17 protein-coding genes are annotated in these 16,759 nt (G+C 62.0%); 8 read left to right on the top strand and 9 right to left on the bottom strand.

Going from position 1 to position 16,759, the window contains the following annotated elements:
• Positions 1 to 68 precede the first annotated feature (68 nt).
• Positions 69 to 2,423 (top strand): methyl-accepting chemotaxis protein, encoded by a 2,355-nt coding sequence (locus tag HJB91_RS05710; RefSeq protein WP_221153741.1) that lies wholly within the window; start codon positions 69 to 71, stop codon positions 2,421 to 2,423.
• Positions 2,424 to 2,495: 72 nt separating this feature from the next.
• Here HJB91_RS05710 and ptsN read toward each other — a convergent pair whose 3' ends face one another.
• From ptsN to lptC, 7 genes are all read right to left on the bottom strand, one after another.
• The gene (ptsN, locus tag HJB91_RS05705; protein WP_011423788.1) at positions 2,496 to 2,960 is read right to left on the bottom strand and encodes a PTS IIA-like nitrogen regulatory protein PtsN; all 465 of its coding nucleotides are present in this window, start codon (positions 2,958 to 2,960) and stop codon (positions 2,496 to 2,498) included.
• A 73-nt stretch (positions 2,961 to 3,033) separates the two neighbouring features.
• Entirely contained in the window at positions 3,034 to 3,609 is a 576-nt protein-coding gene (hpf, locus tag HJB91_RS05700) for a ribosome hibernation-promoting factor, HPF/YfiA family (protein ID WP_210631703.1), read from the bottom strand.
• Between the two features lie 291 nt (positions 3,610 to 3,900).
• A complete protein-coding gene (locus tag HJB91_RS05695; protein ID WP_210631704.1) occupies positions 3,901 to 4,806 on the bottom strand; it encodes a DMT family transporter in 906 nt (301 codons plus the stop codon).
• Positions 4,807 to 4,893: 87 nt separating this feature from the next.
• Positions 4,894 to 6,453, bottom strand: coding sequence for an RNA polymerase factor sigma-54 (rpoN, locus tag HJB91_RS05690; protein WP_221153731.1), 1,560 nt, complete (start codon positions 6,451 to 6,453; stop codon positions 4,894 to 4,896).
• Positions 6,454 to 6,594: 141 nt separating this feature from the next.
• Positions 6,595 to 7,371 carry an LPS export ABC transporter ATP-binding protein gene (gene lptB / locus HJB91_RS05685; protein WP_210629426.1) on the bottom strand — a complete coding sequence of 259 codons (777 nt, stop codon included), beginning with the start codon at positions 7,369 to 7,371 and terminating at the stop codon, positions 6,595 to 6,597.
• Positions 7,372 to 7,408: 37 nt separating this feature from the next.
• Positions 7,409 to 8,041, bottom strand: a complete 633-nt coding sequence (locus HJB91_RS05680; RefSeq protein WP_210629427.1) for an LptA/OstA family protein — start codon at positions 8,039 to 8,041, stop codon at positions 7,409 to 7,411.
• Positions 8,042 to 8,056: 15 nt separating this feature from the next.
• Positions 8,057 to 8,722: an LPS export ABC transporter periplasmic protein LptC gene (gene lptC, locus HJB91_RS05675; protein ID WP_210629428.1), complete on the bottom strand. Its 666-nt coding sequence runs from the start codon at positions 8,720 to 8,722 to the stop codon at positions 8,057 to 8,059.
• Positions 8,723 to 8,946: 224 nt separating this feature from the next.
• On the opposite strand from lptC, the gene sppA reads away from it, so the two are divergent.
• From sppA to HJB91_RS05660, 3 genes are all read left to right on the top strand, one after another.
• Positions 8,947 to 9,897, top strand: a complete 951-nt coding sequence (gene sppA, locus HJB91_RS05670) for a signal peptide peptidase SppA (RefSeq protein ID WP_221153722.1) — start codon at positions 8,947 to 8,949, stop codon at positions 9,895 to 9,897.
• Positions 9,898 to 9,926: 29 nt separating this feature from the next.
• On the top strand, positions 9,927 to 10,226 hold the full coding sequence (locus HJB91_RS05665; protein WP_003544934.1) for an integration host factor subunit beta: 300 nt from the start codon (positions 9,927 to 9,929) through the stop codon (positions 10,224 to 10,226).
• 129 nt (positions 10,227 to 10,355) lie between these two features.
• Entirely contained in the window at positions 10,356 to 10,688 is a 333-nt protein-coding gene (locus tag HJB91_RS05660) for a LapA family protein (RefSeq protein WP_210629430.1), read from the top strand.
• Between the two features lie 20 nt (positions 10,689 to 10,708).
• Here HJB91_RS05660 and HJB91_RS05655 read toward each other — a convergent pair whose 3' ends face one another.
• The gene (locus HJB91_RS05655) at positions 10,709 to 11,143 is read right to left on the bottom strand and encodes a GNAT family N-acetyltransferase (RefSeq protein WP_221102695.1); all 435 of its coding nucleotides are present in this window, start codon (positions 11,141 to 11,143) and stop codon (positions 10,709 to 10,711) included.
• 58 nt (positions 11,144 to 11,201) lie between these two features.
• Positions 11,202 to 11,657, bottom strand: a complete 456-nt coding sequence (locus HJB91_RS05650; RefSeq protein ID WP_210629432.1) for a carbon monoxide dehydrogenase subunit G — start codon at positions 11,655 to 11,657, stop codon at positions 11,202 to 11,204.
• Positions 11,658 to 11,880: 223 nt separating this feature from the next.
• Between HJB91_RS05650 and HJB91_RS05645 the strand changes: the two genes are divergently transcribed.
• Genes HJB91_RS05645 through HJB91_RS05630 form a run of 4 tightly spaced genes read left to right on the top strand, consistent with a single transcriptional unit; the run spans position 11,881 to position 16,670 of the window.
• Entirely contained in the window at positions 11,881 to 12,975 is a 1,095-nt protein-coding gene (locus tag HJB91_RS05645; protein WP_210629433.1) for a class I SAM-dependent methyltransferase, read from the top strand.
• Complete coding sequence (locus HJB91_RS05640) at positions 12,972 to 13,832, top strand: RNA methyltransferase (protein WP_221153712.1); 861 nt, start codon at positions 12,972 to 12,974, stop codon at positions 13,830 to 13,832. Before HJB91_RS05645 ends, HJB91_RS05640 begins: the two co-directional genes overlap by 4 nt.
• Positions 13,829 to 14,332, top strand: a complete 504-nt coding sequence (gene lspA / locus HJB91_RS05635; protein ID WP_064800454.1) for a signal peptidase II — start codon at positions 13,829 to 13,831, stop codon at positions 14,330 to 14,332. The genes HJB91_RS05640 and lspA overlap by 4 nt, the downstream gene beginning before the upstream one ends.
• A 55-nt stretch (positions 14,333 to 14,387) precedes the next feature.
• Positions 14,388 to 16,670, top strand: coding sequence for a hybrid sensor histidine kinase/response regulator (locus HJB91_RS05630; RefSeq protein WP_221153709.1), 2,283 nt, complete (start codon positions 14,388 to 14,390; stop codon positions 16,668 to 16,670).
• Positions 16,671 to 16,759 lie beyond the last annotated feature (89 nt).

Genomic DNA, 16,759 nt, shown 5'->3' with positions numbered 1-16,759 from the left:
TGACGGAGCCATGCCTTCGCTCCTGCGCCGGAGAATGCACGTTCGGCGTATCCTTGCCCGAGGACCCCATGTTCATTTTTCGCATGAAATCGCTTGCGGCGAAGCTCATCGTCATCACCGGCGTCGCTATCGCGCATGTTCTCATCGTTTCGAATCTCTTCCTCATCGGCCAGACCCGGGACCGCGTCCAGACGCTGACGATGGACCAAGCCAATCTCGAGGCGAAAGCGATCGCCAACGAAATCGCCGCCAATGTCGGCGAACTCGCCAGTGCCGCACGCAGCATGACAGGCGTGATCGGTCGAGCCCACGAAGGCAAGTCGCTCGACCGCAGGGGCATGATCAACGTGCTGAAAGCTAATCTCGAACAGAACGCCTTTGCCTTCGGCAGCTGGTTCTGCGAGCAGCTCGGCGCGCTCGACGGCAAGACCACCGAGATCGCCAACAATAATGACGAAGGCACGAACAAGAACGGCGCCTTCACGCCCTATTGGTCGAAGACCAAGGACGGTGGAATCCAGTACTCCACCTTCGACAATGATTATACCGCCGAATGGTGGAAGCTTGCTGCCGACAGTGGCAAGGGCGCGATCACGACCCCCTACCTCGCCCAGGGAACAGATGTGCCGACGCTGCTGACGTCCATTGCCTATCCCGTCATATCGGGCGGCAAGATGATCGGTGTCGGCGGTGTCGACATCTCGCTGAAGTCGCTGACCGACAAGCTGCAGGCGCTGCATCCCTTCGGCTCGGGCCGGGTGACGCTGCTGTCCCAGGCCGGCAACTGGATCGTCGCACCGATCCCCGACCTGATGACGAAGCAATATGACGGCGAAGGCGCCGACGTCGTCAAGGCGGCGCTGTCGAACAAGCAGCCCGGCCTCGTCCGCAACCTCACCTATGACGGCTTCGATCCCTTCGACCGCGTCGTCTATCCGTTCGAGGTCCCCGGCGTCAATGCCACCTGGCTCGTGCTTGTCGACGTCCCGCACGCCGCGATCAACGCGCCGGTACAAGACCAGACTTACATGATGATCGCCACCGGCCTGATCGTGCTCGGCGCGGTGATGCTCGCGCTCTATTTCGCCGTCCGCTCACTCGTGCAGCGGCCGCTCGGCAGCCTTGTCGCCAGCGTCAAAACCCTCAGCGACGGCGAATATGCCGTGCCGGTCACGGGGCAGGATCGTACCGACGAAGTCGGTTCGGTCGCCAAGGCGCTCGAAGGCTTCCGCTTCAAGCTCGCCGACTCCAGGCGACTCGAAGACGAAGCCGCCAGAGAGCGGGGGGCCGCGGAGGCCGAGCGCGGCCGTTCTGAATCGGAACGCCAGGAATCGCTATCGCTGCAGCGCCAGATCGTCTCGATCGTCGGCGCCGGTCTTTCGGAGCTGTCGCGGGGCAATCTCGCTCACCGCATCACCGACGAATTTCCCGGCGAATACGGCAAGCTGAAACAGGATTTCAATGCCGCGCTAGCAAGCCTCGAAGAGACCATCGTTACAATGAACCTCAGTGTCGTCAATATCGGCGCCGGCACCGGGGAGATCAGCAACAGCGCTTCCGACCTCGCCAAACGCACCGAGCAACAGGCGGCAAGCCTGGAAGAGACGGCGGCAGCGCTGAATGAGCTCACCGCCCAGGTCGATTCGAGTGCCGAGAATGCACGCACGGCTGCCGACAACGTCAACCTCGCCTGCCAGGATGCCGAAAAATCCGGCGAAGTGGTGCAGAAAGCCATCGCCTCCATGCAAGGGATCGAGCAGTCTTCGACGGAGGTTTCGCGGATCATCGGCGTCATCGACGAAATCGCCTTCCAGACCAACCTGCTGGCACTGAACGCCGGCGTCGAAGCGGCGCGCGCCGGCGAAGCCGGCAAGGGTTTTGCTGTCGTCGCCCAGGAAGTGCGTGAACTCGCGCAGCGTTCGGCCAATGCCGCCAAGGAGATCAAGACGCTGATCAACACCTCGGCCGTCCAGGTCAAGGAAGGCGTCGATCTCGTCGGGCGCGCCGGCGGTGCGCTGCACAAAATCGCCGAGCAAGTGATGGGGATCAACAGCCTGATCCGGGAGATTTCGGCGTCGGCCAGCGAACAGGCGGTCGGGCTGAAGGAAATCAACCAGGCCATGAACCAGATGGATCAGGTAACGCAGCAGAATGCGGCGATGGTGGAGGAAGCGACTGCCGCCAGCGTGGCGCTCAACGACGAAGCGCAGACACTGAAGGCGCTCGCTACGCGCTTCAGCGTCTCCGGCTCCGCCAATGCGACTGCACTCGCCTCCGTGGCAAGGCAGATGCGTGCGCCGGCTGCAGCCCCCTCGCATTTCGCGGCCGCTCCCGCCGTTCGCCACGCCCCGGCGACCCGCCGCACCACACCTCAATCGCATGGCTCGGCTGCCCTGGCTGGGGATAACTGGGAAGAGTTCTGACCGTTCAGCCCTCGATAAACAAAAAGGCGCCTGCGAAATCAGGCGCCTTTTTCGTTTGGGTATCCATGCAGCTCAGGCAGCGTTCGACGTCTGCTCCTCGTTGAGGAAGGCATAGATCGCCGAGGCGGAATCGGTGGCGCGCAGCTTTGCAACCAGGTCTTGATCGCGCAGGACGCGGGCGATGCGCGACAGGGCTTTGAGATGATCGGCGCCGGCGCCCTCCGGCGCAAGCAGCAGGAAGACGAGGTCGACGGGCTGGTCGTCCAGCGCTTCGAAATCAACAGGCTGCTCCAGCCGGGCGAAGATGCCAACGATGGAATGAATGTTCACCAGCTTGCCGTGGGGAATGGCGATACCGTTGCCGACGCCGGTCGAACCCAGGCGTTCGCGCTGCAGGATGACGTCGAAGATCTCCCGTTCGGAGAGCCCGGTGATCCTCGCGGCTCTTGCCGCCAATTCCTGAAGCAACTGTTTCTTGGAATTTACTCTGAGGGCGGGAATGATCGCATCCTGATGGAGCAAATCTGCCAATGCCATTTCTTTTTCCTTCTGTCGCCGGGATCAGTTGATGCGAGGAGCGGCGGCGATACCGCCGCTCACCGCCCTGATCTCAGGCTTTGATATTGGCCGAATCGATCCAGCCAATATTTCCGTCGTGCCGACGATAAACGATGTTCAGATGTTCCTTGCCGGGACTGCGGAACAGGAGAAGCGGCTCATCGGTCATGTCGAGCGCCATCACGGCGGTGGCGACGGACATGGTCTTCAACTGCTTCGTGCTTTCAGCGACGATCGCCGGGGCGAAATCGTCGGGGATTTCATCCTCGTGATCAGGAACGGAGTCCATGACCGTGTAGGAGACTTCTGCAAAGCCATTCAGGTGGTTTCCGGCATGGTGGTCCTTCAGCTTGCGCTTGTAGCGACGCAGGCGTTTCTCGATGCGCTCGGAAGCGGCGTCGAAAGCAAGCTGCGGATCCGTGGCTTCGCCGGCGGCATGAAGCACCACCCCGCTGTCGAGATGAAGCTTGCAGTCTGCCGAGAAACGAGAACTCGCCTTTTCGACGGTCACCTGACCGGAATACCCCCCATCGAAGTATTTCGTGATGGCCGTAGCAATTTGGTCCTCGATCTTTTGACGGAAGGATTCACCAATTTCCATATGTTTCCCGGATACACGCACACTCATGGAGTTTCCCTTCTTATGGTCGTTTGCGGGTATCAGTTTACGCCAAGCCTCGGGTTCATCCAAGCACTTCGCGCAATCTCAAGCAAGATCGGCGTAGGCCTGTGGGCCCTCGGTTCCCTTGGGATGATGGGGATAACTTCAAAACGCCGTTCACGGCGCCGATTGCGGCGGGCTTCTAGCCACAGGTTACCGGAAAGTCAATAGGACGTCGAATCAGGCCCGGGCGCGCTCGCAGAAGGTGTGGCAAATCTCTTGCGGAAGGAGCCTTCCAGCGACTTTCCTTTCATGATCTCACGCGCTTCGCGCCTGCGTTGTGCGCGGCATCGTCATGGCGATGACACCGAGAATGACGCAGGTGAGCCCGATCAAGGCCGTCGGGCTTAGACTTTCGCCGAGGAAGATGGTGCCGATCGCGACACCGATCGGCACGCGGAGATAGGCTTGCGATGTGGTTCCGACCGAACCCAGCGTCTGAACGAGACGGAAATAGATCGTAAAGGCAAGCGCCGTCGAGAAGGCGGAAAGGGCAAGCAGCGCCAGCACCGATGCGGCCGAGGGATCGAGCCCCCACGGCCGGTCGACGAGCAGGCTCACAGGCATCAGAATGACCGCGCCCGAGATCAGCGAGCCGGCCGCCGGCACGGCAGGATCAAGGCCTCTGAAGTTCTTGCTGAAAATCGCGGCCCCGGCATAACAGATGGTCGCCAGGATGATCGCGATTTGCGCCATCAGGCTTTCGCCAAGACCGCCGAGCGCTTCGACGCCGATGACAAGGCAGATGCCGGCAAGCCCGGAGACGACGCCGAAGAGCTTTCGCGCCGTCGCCTGCTCATGGCGGGTTATCGACACGGTCAGCAGGAAGGTGAAGATCGGCGTCGCCGAATTCAAGATCACCGCCAGTCCGGCATCGACGGACTGCTCCGCCCAGGCGATCAGCGTGAAAGGAATGACGCTGTTCAGGCAGGCCTGGACGACGAACAGGCGCCATGTCGCGCCATCGCGCGGCAGGCGGACATGCCGATGGCAAAGCACGGCCAGCAGAATGGCGCCGGCAATCAGTGTGCGCACGGCGATCAAGGTCACCGGCGGGATCGTTTCGACCCCGATCTTGATGAAGGTGTAGGAAGAACCCCAGAGGGTCGCCAGCACCAAAAGCAGGACAAGTTCTCTGGCAAGCTTCGGCTTTTGCGGCGTCATAGACACGTCGATATTCGTTCAAGACACGGGAGAAATAGGCCAATTGCGAAGTGGATGCTTCGATCAAGATCGAAGCGTTCTGCTGCGTCAGAAGCCCGCGACCTTGGCGAGCGCCCGTTTCTCGCGGCGGCGCTGGACCGAGGAAGCGATGTTCATCGCTTCCCGGTATTTCGCGACCGTGCGGCGGGCGAGATCGACGCCGCCCTTCTTCAGCATGTCGACGATGTCATCATCGGAGAGCACCGCGTCCGGACTCTCCTGCATGATCAGCGCGCGGATCTTGTGACGCACTGCCTCGGCCGAATGGCTGTCGCCGCCCTCGACGGCGCCGATCGACACGGTGAAGAAATATTTGAGCTCGAAGAGGCCGCGCGGCGTCAGCATATATTTGTTCGAGGTGACGCGGCTGACGGTGGATTCATGCATCTTGATCGCCTCGGCCACCGTCTTCAGGTTCAGCGGCCGCAAGTGGTCGACACCGTGCAGCAGGAAGGCGTCCTGCTGGCGGACGATCTCGCTTGCCACCTTCATGATGGTCTTTGCCCGCTGGTCGAGGCTGCGGGTCAGCCAGTTGGCGCTCTGCAGGCACTCGGAAAGGAAGGCATGATCCTCACCGTTCCGGGTCACGCGGGAAAAATAGGACTGATTAACAAGCACGCGCGGCAGCGTATCCGGATTGAGCTCGACCAGCCAGCCACCCTCCGCGGAGGGCCTGACAACGACATCCGGCATGATCGCTTCGGAAACACCCGTCTCGAATCCGCTGCCGGGCTTCGGATTGAGCTGGCGGATCTCGCCGAGCATGTCGAGAAGATCTTCCTCGTCAACGCCACAGAGCCGCTTCAGCGTGACGAAGTCACGCCGCGCCAGGAGTTCGAGGTTTTCGACCAGCGCCTGCATGGCAGGGTCGTAACGGTCCTTCTGCCGGAGCTGGATCGCCAGGCATTCGGCGAGGCTGCGGGCGAAAACACCCGGCGGATCGAGTGTCTGGAGTGCGGCGAGCACGTGTTCGACCTGCGTGAGACCCGTGCCGAGCCGCTCGCCGGTCTCGACGAGATCGAGCTGGATGTAACCGGCATCGTCAAGCTGATCGATAAAATTCTGGGCGATCAGCCGATCGCCCATATCGGGCAGGACGAAGGGGATCTGCTGGGCGAGATGATCGCGCAGCGACACCTGACCGGCGACAAAATCATCGAGATCGTAATCGGCGCCGTCGGCGCTGCCCGGCATGGACTTCCACTGACCGACGAGTTCCGGTGCATCGAGGCGCTGCGGACCACCGTCATCGGGAAAAACATTGGTGTAATTGGCGTCGAGCTCGTCGTTCAGCCGGCTGCTGCTTTCGCTGCCGCCATTATCGTACCAGTCGCTCGACAGCGCCTCGGCGCGATTGTCGGCGCTGTCGTCCGAGCCGGCATCCTCCGGCGTATGACCGAATTGCTCGTCCTCGCCTGCCGCCCGTTCGTCGCCCGCCTCGCCGTCATTCGACGGAAATTCGAGCAGCGGGTTCTTCTCCACTTCCTGAGCGATGAACTGGTTGAGCTCAAAATGGGTCATCTGCAGCAACTGGATGGATTGCATCAGTTGCGGCGTCATGACCAGGGACTGGCTCTGGCGCAGAAATAGATTGGCGGACAGTGCCATGACGGACGCGAAACTCCCTCGACTCCAGGAAACCGCGCCCGATCCACGCTTCAGGCCACGGAAATCCGAGTTGGCCCAAAAATTGCTTTTTTATCTCATTTGGTCAAGCGGAACTACGCGGGAAGGTGAATCAGCGCGGGGTCAGAGGCTGAACTTGTCGCCGAGATAGAGTCGGCGCACTTCCGGATTGTTGACGATGTCGTTCGCCCGGCCGTGGGTCAACACCTCGCCGGCATGGATGATATAGGCGCGGTCGATGAGGCCAAGCGTCTCACGCACATTGTGGTCGGTAATGAGAACGCCGATGCCGCGCGCCGTCAGGTGGTGGACGAGGTTCTGGATATCGGCGACCGAAATCGGGTCGACACCGGCGAAGGGCTCGTCGAGCAGCATGAAGGTCGGGTCGGTTGCAAGCGCTCGCGCGATTTCGAGACGGCGGCGTTCGCCGCCGGAAAGGGCGACGGCGGCACTCTTGCGCAGCTTCTGGATATGAAATTCCTCCAGCAGCTCGTTCAGCTTCTGCTCGCGCTCGGCCTTGTCCTTCACATGCACTTCGAGGACGGCGCGGATATTTTCTTCAACCGTCAGTCCGCGAAAGATCGAGGCTTCCTGCGGCAGGTAACCGACGCCGAGCCGCGAGCGGCGGTACATCGGCATGGTCGTGACATCGTTTCCATCGATCTCGATCGTGCCTTCATCCACCGGTACTAGGCCGGTGATCATGTAGAAGCAGGTCGTCTTGCCGGCGCCGTTCGGGCCGAGCAGGCCGACGGCTTCGCCGCGACGCACGACCAGGGAGACGCCGTTGACGACACGGCGCGTCGCATAGGTCTTGGTCAGACCACGGGCGATCAGCGTCCCCTGATAGCGGCTCTTGTCGGCGGCACCCGCAGCTTGCGGCTCAGGCCTGCCGAACATGGTGGATAGCGATGATAATTTCACGTGGGAGGCCGGTTCAGTTCTGCTTCTGCGCGTTCGGCTGCGATTTCGGATCGAGCTGAATCTGGACACGACCGCCGCAGCTTTCAAGCTCCGCCTGGCCGGTTTGCATGTGAACGGTCAGCTTGCAACCGGTGAAGACGTTCGGACCGTCCGACAGGATGACCTTGTTTCCCTGATCCGCGGTCAGGATGAATGTCTGCGAGGCCATGTCGAAATTGCCATCGTCGGCAGTCGCCGTCTGCGTGCCCGAGACCAGGTAGACCTTGTCCGTCACCAAGATTTTGTCGATATCCGCACTTCCCGACGCCAGGGAGGCCGACTGCTCGGGTTTCGCCTCGGGCTGGGCCGGCGCGCCGGCGCCCGACTTTGCCGCCTTGTCCTTGTAATAGACAGTCATCTTGCCGGATTGCATCGTCGTCGTGCCCTGGACGACCTTGACGTTGCCGGTGAAGAGCGCCGTGTGCTCCTGGTCGCGAATCTCCAGCTTGTCGCTTTCGATCTGGATCGGCTGGTCGTTGGAAAGCTTCATGCCCGACATGGTCGTCGACTGCGCCCCCGCGCCCGAGACCGTCAGAATAAGGGCAAATGCGCCGGCAACGAATGCGATGCCCGTCTTGCAAGCTGAAATGCGACAATCTTTTGTCATGGGTGACCCGGCTGGTTAAGTGCCCTGTTTATGAATGGTGGATGGATCGACATTCATGCGAACATTCCCCTCGAATGTGATCACGCGCCCCTTATCGGTTATCTCCAGCGTCTTCGCAACAATGGAAGCATTGTCCTTGGTGATGGTGACGGGATCGTCGCTGCGCATGTTGCCGCCCTTGATGTCGAGCCGGGCGGACTGGAATTGTGCGTTGAGGCCGCTGCTCAGCACCAGGGTGAAGGGAGCCGTCATATGCAGATTGTCGGTGGCGCGGTTATAATCGGCAGTCGAAGCGATGACGCGGGCAACCAGCCCGTCATTCATCGGAACAGCGGCCTTGATGGTCTCGAGGGTGATGAGATCGGGATTGCGGATATCCTGCAGCGCCCTTTCGGCAAGCATGGAATAATTGACGCCGTCGGAGTTGCGTCCGGCAATTGCCGGCTTTTCCATCACGACCTTGCCGTTCTCGATCTTGGCGCCTTCAAACTTGACGTTTTCAGGCAGGTACAGGCTCACCAAGGCCACCGTCGTGAGGGCGCCGGCGACGACAAGGGCAGCCAACGGCAGCAAAATCTTCAGCCGCCGCACGCGGGCGGAATGGAACAACGCATCGCCATAGGGGCTCCTGCCGGAGCCCGCATAAGCGGCATGTCCGTTGTTCTTCAGGGTATCGAGCATAGGTCTCGTTCCATGTGCGGTGATTGCCTCGCCTGCGTAACAAAGCCGGCCGGCAATCACAGTTCGTTTCGCATTATTACATTGGCTTGCCAATACGGAATTTTTTCTGCAACAAGCAACAAAACGGAAAAACATACAAAAGTGGCATTCATACGCGCCGCTTCCACCAATTTCACCGGGCCTATCGGCGCCATGCCGACCCTGGGCCAGCGCTGGAGGTTTCTATGGACAGTTCGATCATCGCGGATCGCCGGCGGCTGCGCCGCAAGCTCGGCTTCTGGCGCATCGTCGCGGTCGCCCTCGTCGTGGCGCTCGGTTTCGCTTTCTACCGTTTCGCCGTCGGCGAGGCCGGCACGGCAAGTCCGCATATCGCCCATGTGACGATATCGGGGCTGATCGTCGATGACGACGAGCTGCTGGAGCGGCTAAAGAAGGTCGAGACCAGCGATCAGGTGAAGGCCGCGGTGATTTCGATCTCCTCGCCCGGCGGCACGACCTATGGCGGGGAAAAAATCTTCAAGGCGATCCGGGCCATATCAGCCAAGAAGCCCGTCGTCTCCGACGTGCGCACGCTGGCCGCCTCCGCCGGCTATATGGTCGCCACCGCCGGCGACACGATCATTGCCGGCGACAGCTCGATCACCGGCTCGATCGGCGTTATCTTCCAGTACCCGCAGATCCAGCCGCTACTCGACAAGATCGGCGTATCGCTGCAGGAGATCAAGTCCTCGCCGCTGAAGGCCGAGCCCTCGCCCTTCCACGAGGCGAGCGAGGAGGCCAAGGCAATGATCCGCAACATGGTGGTCGACAGCTACAACTGGTTCGTCGACCTGGTCGCCGACCGGCGCAAGCTGCCGCGCGAGGAGGTGCTGAAACTCGCCGACGGCACAATCTATACCGGCCGGCAGGCGCTGAAGGCAAAGCTCGTCGATACGATCGGCGGCGAGGCGGAAATCCGCGCCTATCTCAAGTCGCGCGGCATCGACACCGATCTGCCGATTGTCGATTGGGACAAGAAGAGCAACACGCCTTTTCTGCTCGCTGGAGCTGTTTCGCGGCTCATTACTATCCTGGGTTATGATGATCTGGTCAAAGGCCAGGATATCAACGGAATCCTGCCCCCAAAGTTGCTTCTTGACGGGCTGCTTTCAGTTTGGCAGGTTGGCCGCGATTGATAAGAAATCAATAATTTAAGGGGGCGACTGTGATCAAGTCCGAATTGGTGCAGATTGTTGCGGCACGCAACCCGCATCTCTATCATCGCGACGTCGAAAATATCGTCAACGCGGTTCTCGACGAGATCACCGATGCACTGGCTGCGGGCAACCGCGTCGAATTGCGCGGCTTCGGCGCGTTTTCGGTCAAGAACCGCCCGTCCCGATCCGGCCGCAACCCGCGCACCGGCGATACCGTCTTCGTCGAAGAGAAGTGGGTTCCCTTCTTCAAAACAGGCAAGGAACTGCGCGAGCGGCTCAATCCCGGCCAGGCCGACGAAGAGGATTGAGCGGCGCGAGCCGCCTGCGGCGAAACCGCACTTGAACTTGAACACCGTTTTCCTATTCTGCTAGCGCATCGGCCTGAAAGTCGGAATCGATTTTCGGGCCGGTGCATATCAGGCGCATGGAGAGCTCAAATGGCCAAGAAGATCGTCAACCTGTTGATTTTGCTGCCGCTCGGCGTCATCCTCATCGTCTTCTGCGTCGCCAACCGGCAGAGCGTCACGCTCGCCTTCAATCCCTTCAGGCCCGAAGACCAGGTGCTTGCAGTTTCCGCGCCCTTCTTCGTCTTCCTGTTCATCGCGCTGATAGCAGGCATGCTGATCGGTTCGGCCGCCACCTGGTTCAGCCAGGGCAAACACCGCAAGCGTGCCCGCACCGAGGCCAAGGAAGCCATTCGCTGGCAGGGCGAGGCCGATCGTCACAGGAGCCGCGCAGAAGATATCGCCGGCCAGCTGCCGTCGCGGTAAGATCGGCTTTACCGCCCGCGTCAAATCGGAGAAAAACTCAGCTCCTCATAATCGCCTTCCGGCGACGCGCCATTGCCGGTCACGGCAAAACCGTGGGAAAGATAGAAGGCCTTCGCCCGCCGGTTGTTCACCAGGCATTTCAGCCGGTACTTATGTCGCGGCCATTCCGGCAGCGCCCTGAGCAGCGCCGTGCCGGCGCCGAGCCCCTGGAATTCCGGCCTTACATAAAGCATATGAATGAAATCATCCTCCGGCCAGAGCGACAGGAAACCGGCAAGGCTACCATCGGTATGTTCGCAGACGAGGATGGTTTCACCGTTGGTATGAGCCGAAAAATCCTCGCGGTGAAACTTGCCGGGATCGACCCAGACGAATGTCTGGCGACGCACGGCAAGATAGATGTCCGCGAGCATTTCCTGGTCTTCCGCCCGCGGCGGCCTGATGGTCCATGTCATCCTGCCGGAATAGCTCAGGCGCAGGTCCGCGCCAAGCCGCAGCGAAAGCCTTTGGCGCTCAATCCGCAGCCATTTTTGCAACGACCGCAGCATTGAAATCCGAGAAGAAGCCTTCAGCGAGCTTCTGCGAAGTCGAGTCGAGCAGACGGGCGCCGAGCTGGGCAAGCTTGCCGCCGAGCTCGGCCTTGGCCCGGTAGTGCAGGATCGTCTCCTCGCCCCTCGCCTTGAGTACGACATCGGCGCTGCCCCTGGCGAAGCCGGCAAGGCCGCCCTTGCCTTCGGCCGATAGCGTATAGCTTTCCGGCGCATCGATATTGGAAAGCGTCAGCACCCCATGGAAGCTGGCGGAGAACAGGCTGAACTTGACCTTGATCGTCGCCTCGAAAGCGCTTGGCGACAGTCGCTCAATGCCCTGGCAGCCGGGAATGCAGCCACGCATGATCTCCGGATCGTTGAGCGCTTCCCAGACCATGTCCCGCGGCGCGGCGATGCGTTCTTCGCCTGTGAAATCCATTCGATAGCCCCATCTGCGATTCGCCCATCTTATCCCAGCGGTAAAGCGCTTTGCTACGGCGGAGGGGAATGTTATCTGGCTGGCTTGCGATCCCGCGCGTGGAATGACGCCCGCACCCATGCGCAGTTGATCCGGTACGGTTTTCTGGGCTACTGCATAATACAAGGTGCTGCCGAGGACGCAGCGCTATCACGCCACCCCGACAGAGACGCGGAAGAGCACGTTGAAACAAAGAGAACGCCGGCCGGGCCAGAAAAAGACATCGGGTCCCGCCGGTGAAAGCCGCAGAGACGATCGGGCCGGCCGAGCACCGAAGTCCGCGGCACGGCCTGCGGCCACACGCGACACGGTTCGCGAGACTGCGCCGGCCGCGGTTTCGCGCCCGCTCATGGCGCGCAGCGGCGATCGGCCGGCGGAGCGCGTGCCTGTCATTCTCGAATCGCTCGGCGCCGGCGATTTCCACCTGATCGACAGCGGCGACGGCCAAAAGCTGGAGCAATATGGCCCCTACCGCATCATCCGCCCGGAAGCCCAGGCGCTGTGGCGGCCTTCGCTAGCACCGCAGATCTGGGAGAAGGTCGATGCCGTGTTCACCGGCGACACTGACGAGGAAGGCACCGGCCGCTGGCGTTTCCCCGAGGAGGCGCTCGGCGAGGCCTGGCCGCTCAACCTGCTTGGCGTCGATTTCCTCGGCCGCTTCACCTCCTTCCGTCACGTCGGCGTCTTTCCCGAGCAGATCGTCCACTGGAGCTGGATGAAGGAGGCGGTCGAAAAGGCCGGCCGGCCGCTGAAGGTGCTGAACCTCTTCGGTTATACCGGCGTCGCCTCGCTGGTCGCCGCCGCCGCCGGCGCCGAGGTCACCCATGTCGACGCGTCGAAGAAGGCGATCGGCTGGGCGCGCGAGAACCAGGCGCTCGGCCGCATGGAGAAGCTGCCGATCCGCTGGATCTGCGAGGATGCGATGAAATTCATCCTGCGCGAGGAACGCCGCGGCAGCCAGTACGACATCATCCTCACCGATCCGCCGAAATTCGGCCGCGGCCCCAATGGCGAAGTCTGGCATCTCTTCGAGCATCTGCCCCTGATGCTCGATATCTGCCGCGAGATCCTGTCGCCGAAGGCGGTCGGCCTGGTGCTGACGGCTTATTCGATCCGCGCCAGCTTCTATTCGATCCACGAGCTGATGCGTGAAACGATGCGCGGCGCCGGCGGCGCGGTCGAATCCGGCGAGCTGGTGATTCGCGAGGCAGGCCTCGACGGCAAAACGCCGGGCCGCGCGCTTTCCACCTCCCTCTTTTCCCGCTGGGTGCCGCAATGAGCAAGGACTTCCACGATCAGGGGCCGCGCAGGGTCGGGCAGGTGAAGGAAGTCACCTCGCTCGCCAATCCGATCATCAAGGACATCAAGGCGCTGACCAACAAGAAGTCGCGGGAGGAAAGCGGGACTTTCCTCGCCGAAGGGCTGAAGCTCGTCATCGATGCGATAGAGCTCGGCTGGACGATCCGCACGCTGGTCTATGCCAAGGCGGCCAAAGGCAAGCCGCTGGTCGAGCAGATGGCGGCAAGGACCGTCGCCTCCGGCGGGCTGGTGCTCGAAGTCAGCGAAAAAGTCATTGCCGCGATCACCCGGCGCGACAACCCGCAAATGGTCGTCGGCATCTTCGAGCAGCGCTGGGCGCCGCTCAAGGGCATCCGGCCGCAGGAGGGTGAGACGTGGGTGGCGCTCGACCGGGTGCGCGATCCGGGCAACCTCGGCACCATCATCCGGGCGGCCGATGCGGCCGGTGCGTCCGGCATCATTCTGATCGGCGAGACCACCGATCCCTTCTCGCTGGAGACCGTGCGGGCAACCATGGGCTCGGTCTTCGCCGTTCCGGTCGCACGGGCGACGCCGGAAGAATTTCTCACCTGGCGGAAGTCGGCCGGCGTTTCCATCATCGCCACCCATCTGGCCGGCGCCGTCGACTATCGCACGATCGACTATCGGAAGAAGCCCGTCGTGCTGTTGATGGGCAACGAACAATCCGGGCTGCCAGACCAGCTCGCTGGGGAAGCCGATGCGCTCGCCCGCATCCCGCAGCAGGGCCGCGCCGACTCCCTCAACCTCGCCGTTGCCACCGCCATCATGCTTTTCGAGGCGCGCCGCCATCTCCTCTCACTTGCCGAGGGCAAATGACCGAACCGACGCATGCACGCCCCGCCCTGTTTTCACGCCCGGCGCCGATCCTCTTCTTCATCCTCTTCGCCGTTTTGATCGACCAGGTCGTGAAGGTCGCCGTCGATCATTACCTGCCGCTGCAGGAAGCCGTGCCCGTCATTCCGATGCTGGCGCTCTATCGCACCTATAATCTCGGCGTCGCCTTTTCGATGCTGGAGGGCATGGACGGCTGGTTCATCGTCGGCATGCGGCTCGTCATCGTCGCCTTCGTCATCTGGCTGTGGTACCGCACGGCAAAAGACCGCTGGCTCGCCCATCTCGGCTATGCGCTGATCATTGCCGGGGCGATCGGCAACCTTGTCGACCGTTTCGCCTACGGGCATGTGATCGACTATATCCTCTTCTACACCGAAAGCTGGTCGTTTGCGGTGTTCAATCTCGCCGACAGTTTCATCACCATCGGCGCCGGCTGCGTCATTCTCGAGGAACTGCTGCTGCCGAAAAAGGCCGGCCGCTAAAATTGTATCGAATTCCTGAAGGCATTCGGAACAAGCCTCATGTTATCCAGATACCATGCAGAGTTTGGGACAGTTGCAGGAAAGATTGTCCGCCGCCTTCGGCGGAACCGCCGTCAAGCCGCCTCAGGAGCGGACGGAGGAACCCTCTCCGCGTCCCGGCGTATCGACAGCGCACCCGGGTGCCGCTTCCCTATCAGGGCCTGCAGCGACGCGGCGCATGCTGTTCTACTGGCTGAGCGGCGTCGGCTTTCTGGCCGCCATGATCCTGACGCTGCTTGCTCATGCCGGCGAGCCGCTGCTCCTTTCGGGCGGTCTTGTTGCTCTCGGCCTTGCCGTCATCGCCTGTTATGCCGTGCTGATGGTTCGCCGGCAGAGAAGCCGGCAGCCGGCCGGTCGATCCACTCCGAACGGCGATGATGGCGCGAAGCTCTTCGCCGAGGTGCATGACGTGCTCGGCGACATCACCCTCACCCGCGCCATGGACCGGCGCATCATCTCGGCCAACGACACGTTTCGCCGTCTGACCGGCCGGCTGCGTCCGGAAGGGCGGACCTGCGAAGAGATCGGGCTTGCCTTCCGCCCCGGCCCGATCCCGCACTGCTACGACGTCGAGATATCGACGCCGGAAGGCCAGCGCATTTTCCTCTGGCGCGACGTTGTCACCCGCGATCCGGGCAGCGGGCGCCTACTGCTGCAGAGCGTCGCCCGTGATGTCACGGAGGAGCGGCTCATCGCGCAGAGCCGCGAGTCGGCCCGCCAGAAAGCCGAGTATAACAGCGCCGCGAAATCGCGGCTGCTTGCAACCGTCAGCCACGAAGTGCGCACGCCGCTTTCCGGCATTCTCGGCATGACGCATCTGCTCGCGGAAACGCGGCTGACGCAGGAACAGCAGAATTATCTGGCCAACATCCGCCAGTCAGGCCACGCCTTGACGCAGCTCGTCGAGGATCTGCTCGATTTTTCCACCATCGAGGTCGGCCGATTCGAGCTTCACCCGCGCTCGGAATCGCTGCGGAAGCTTCTGGAAAGCGTCGTCGAAATGCTCGCTCACCGGGCGCATGAAAAGGGGATCGAGATCGGCGCTACCGTGTCATCAGACGTTCCGGAGAAAATGAACTTCGATGCGGCGCGGCTGCGCCAGGTTCTGTTCAACGTCATCGGCAATGCCGTCAAATTCACCCAGGCTGGGGGCGTTTTCATCCGCGTATCGCTCGATGCCAGCAACCTCCTGATCACCGTCACCGACACCGGTCCGGGCATGACGGCGGAGGAGCAGGCGCGCGTCTTCGGCGAGTTCGAACAGGGTGGAAACGTTGCCGACAAGAGCGGCGGCACTGGGCTCGGCCTTGCCATCTCAGCCCGCATCATGCGCGAATTCGACGGCGCCCTGACGGTCACCAGCGAAAAGGGCAAAGGCAGCACGTTCACCATCCGCTTCCCCATCGAACTCGACAGCGAGCGATCCGAGCGGCGAAACACGCTGCTTGCCGGCAACAGCGTCGTGCTGCTGGCGCCGGCGGGGGCCGCCCGCTCCGCCATTGCCGAAACGATCACCGCGCTCGGCGGGATCTGCCATCTGGTCGACACCGGCGAGGCTGCGCGCGCGAGGCTGCTCGGAATGGCGAGCGGCGGCCGCCGGCCGACCGATATCATCGTCGATCATCGTATGTCGGCGGAATTTTCAGCGCATCTCGCCGATCGCGCCGAGATCGCTGCCCTCGGCCTGCGCAAAGTCCTGCTCGTCAATCCGGAAGAGCGCAGCGCCCATCCGCTCGACCTGTTCGACGCCTGGCTCATCCGGCCGCTGCGCGAACAGTCGCTGATCGATGTGCTGCGCGGGCGCATGCGCGGCATGGAGAAGCGCGACGCGCTGAACGACAACCAGCCGGGTTTCGGCCTGCCGATGGCCGAGACCGTGGTTGCCGCACACGGGCTGCGCATCCTGCTCGGAGAGGACGATCCGATCAATGCTATGCTGGTGCGCGTCATGCTCGAAAAGGGCGGACACAAGGTGCACCATGTCGAGGATTTCGAGACGCTTCTCGATTGCGCCCTCGGCGAGGCGAACGCTCGGCCCGACATCATCATCAGCGATCTATCGATGCCCGGCGGCAACGGCATCGACATGCTGGGACGCCTGCGCGGCCACGAAAGGCGACTCGATCTCGACCCGGTGCCGGTGATCGTGCTCACCGCCGACAAGAGCGACGAGTCGCGCCGCCAGGTCTTGCTCAATGGCGCCAACCGCGTCATGGTAAAGCCGGTCGACCCGGTGCGGCTGCTGACGGAAGTTCAGGCGGTCGCCGCTCTTTCCGCCCGCCGGGCAGAGGCGCGATAGGTCACTGGATTGACTGCGCGCGCTGCTTGCGCCGGGAAATTCAATATGTCACTTTCCTGTCGTACAGAAGTGTTTTATGGCGTCGATAA

The sequence above is a fragment of the Rhizobium sp. NLR10b genome (assembly GCF_019685435.1).
Lineage (GTDB): Bacteria > Pseudomonadota > Alphaproteobacteria > Rhizobiales > Rhizobiaceae > Rhizobium.
The sequence above is the reverse complement of the archived record's forward strand: the minus strand, read 5'-3'. Positions and strand labels throughout refer to the sequence as shown.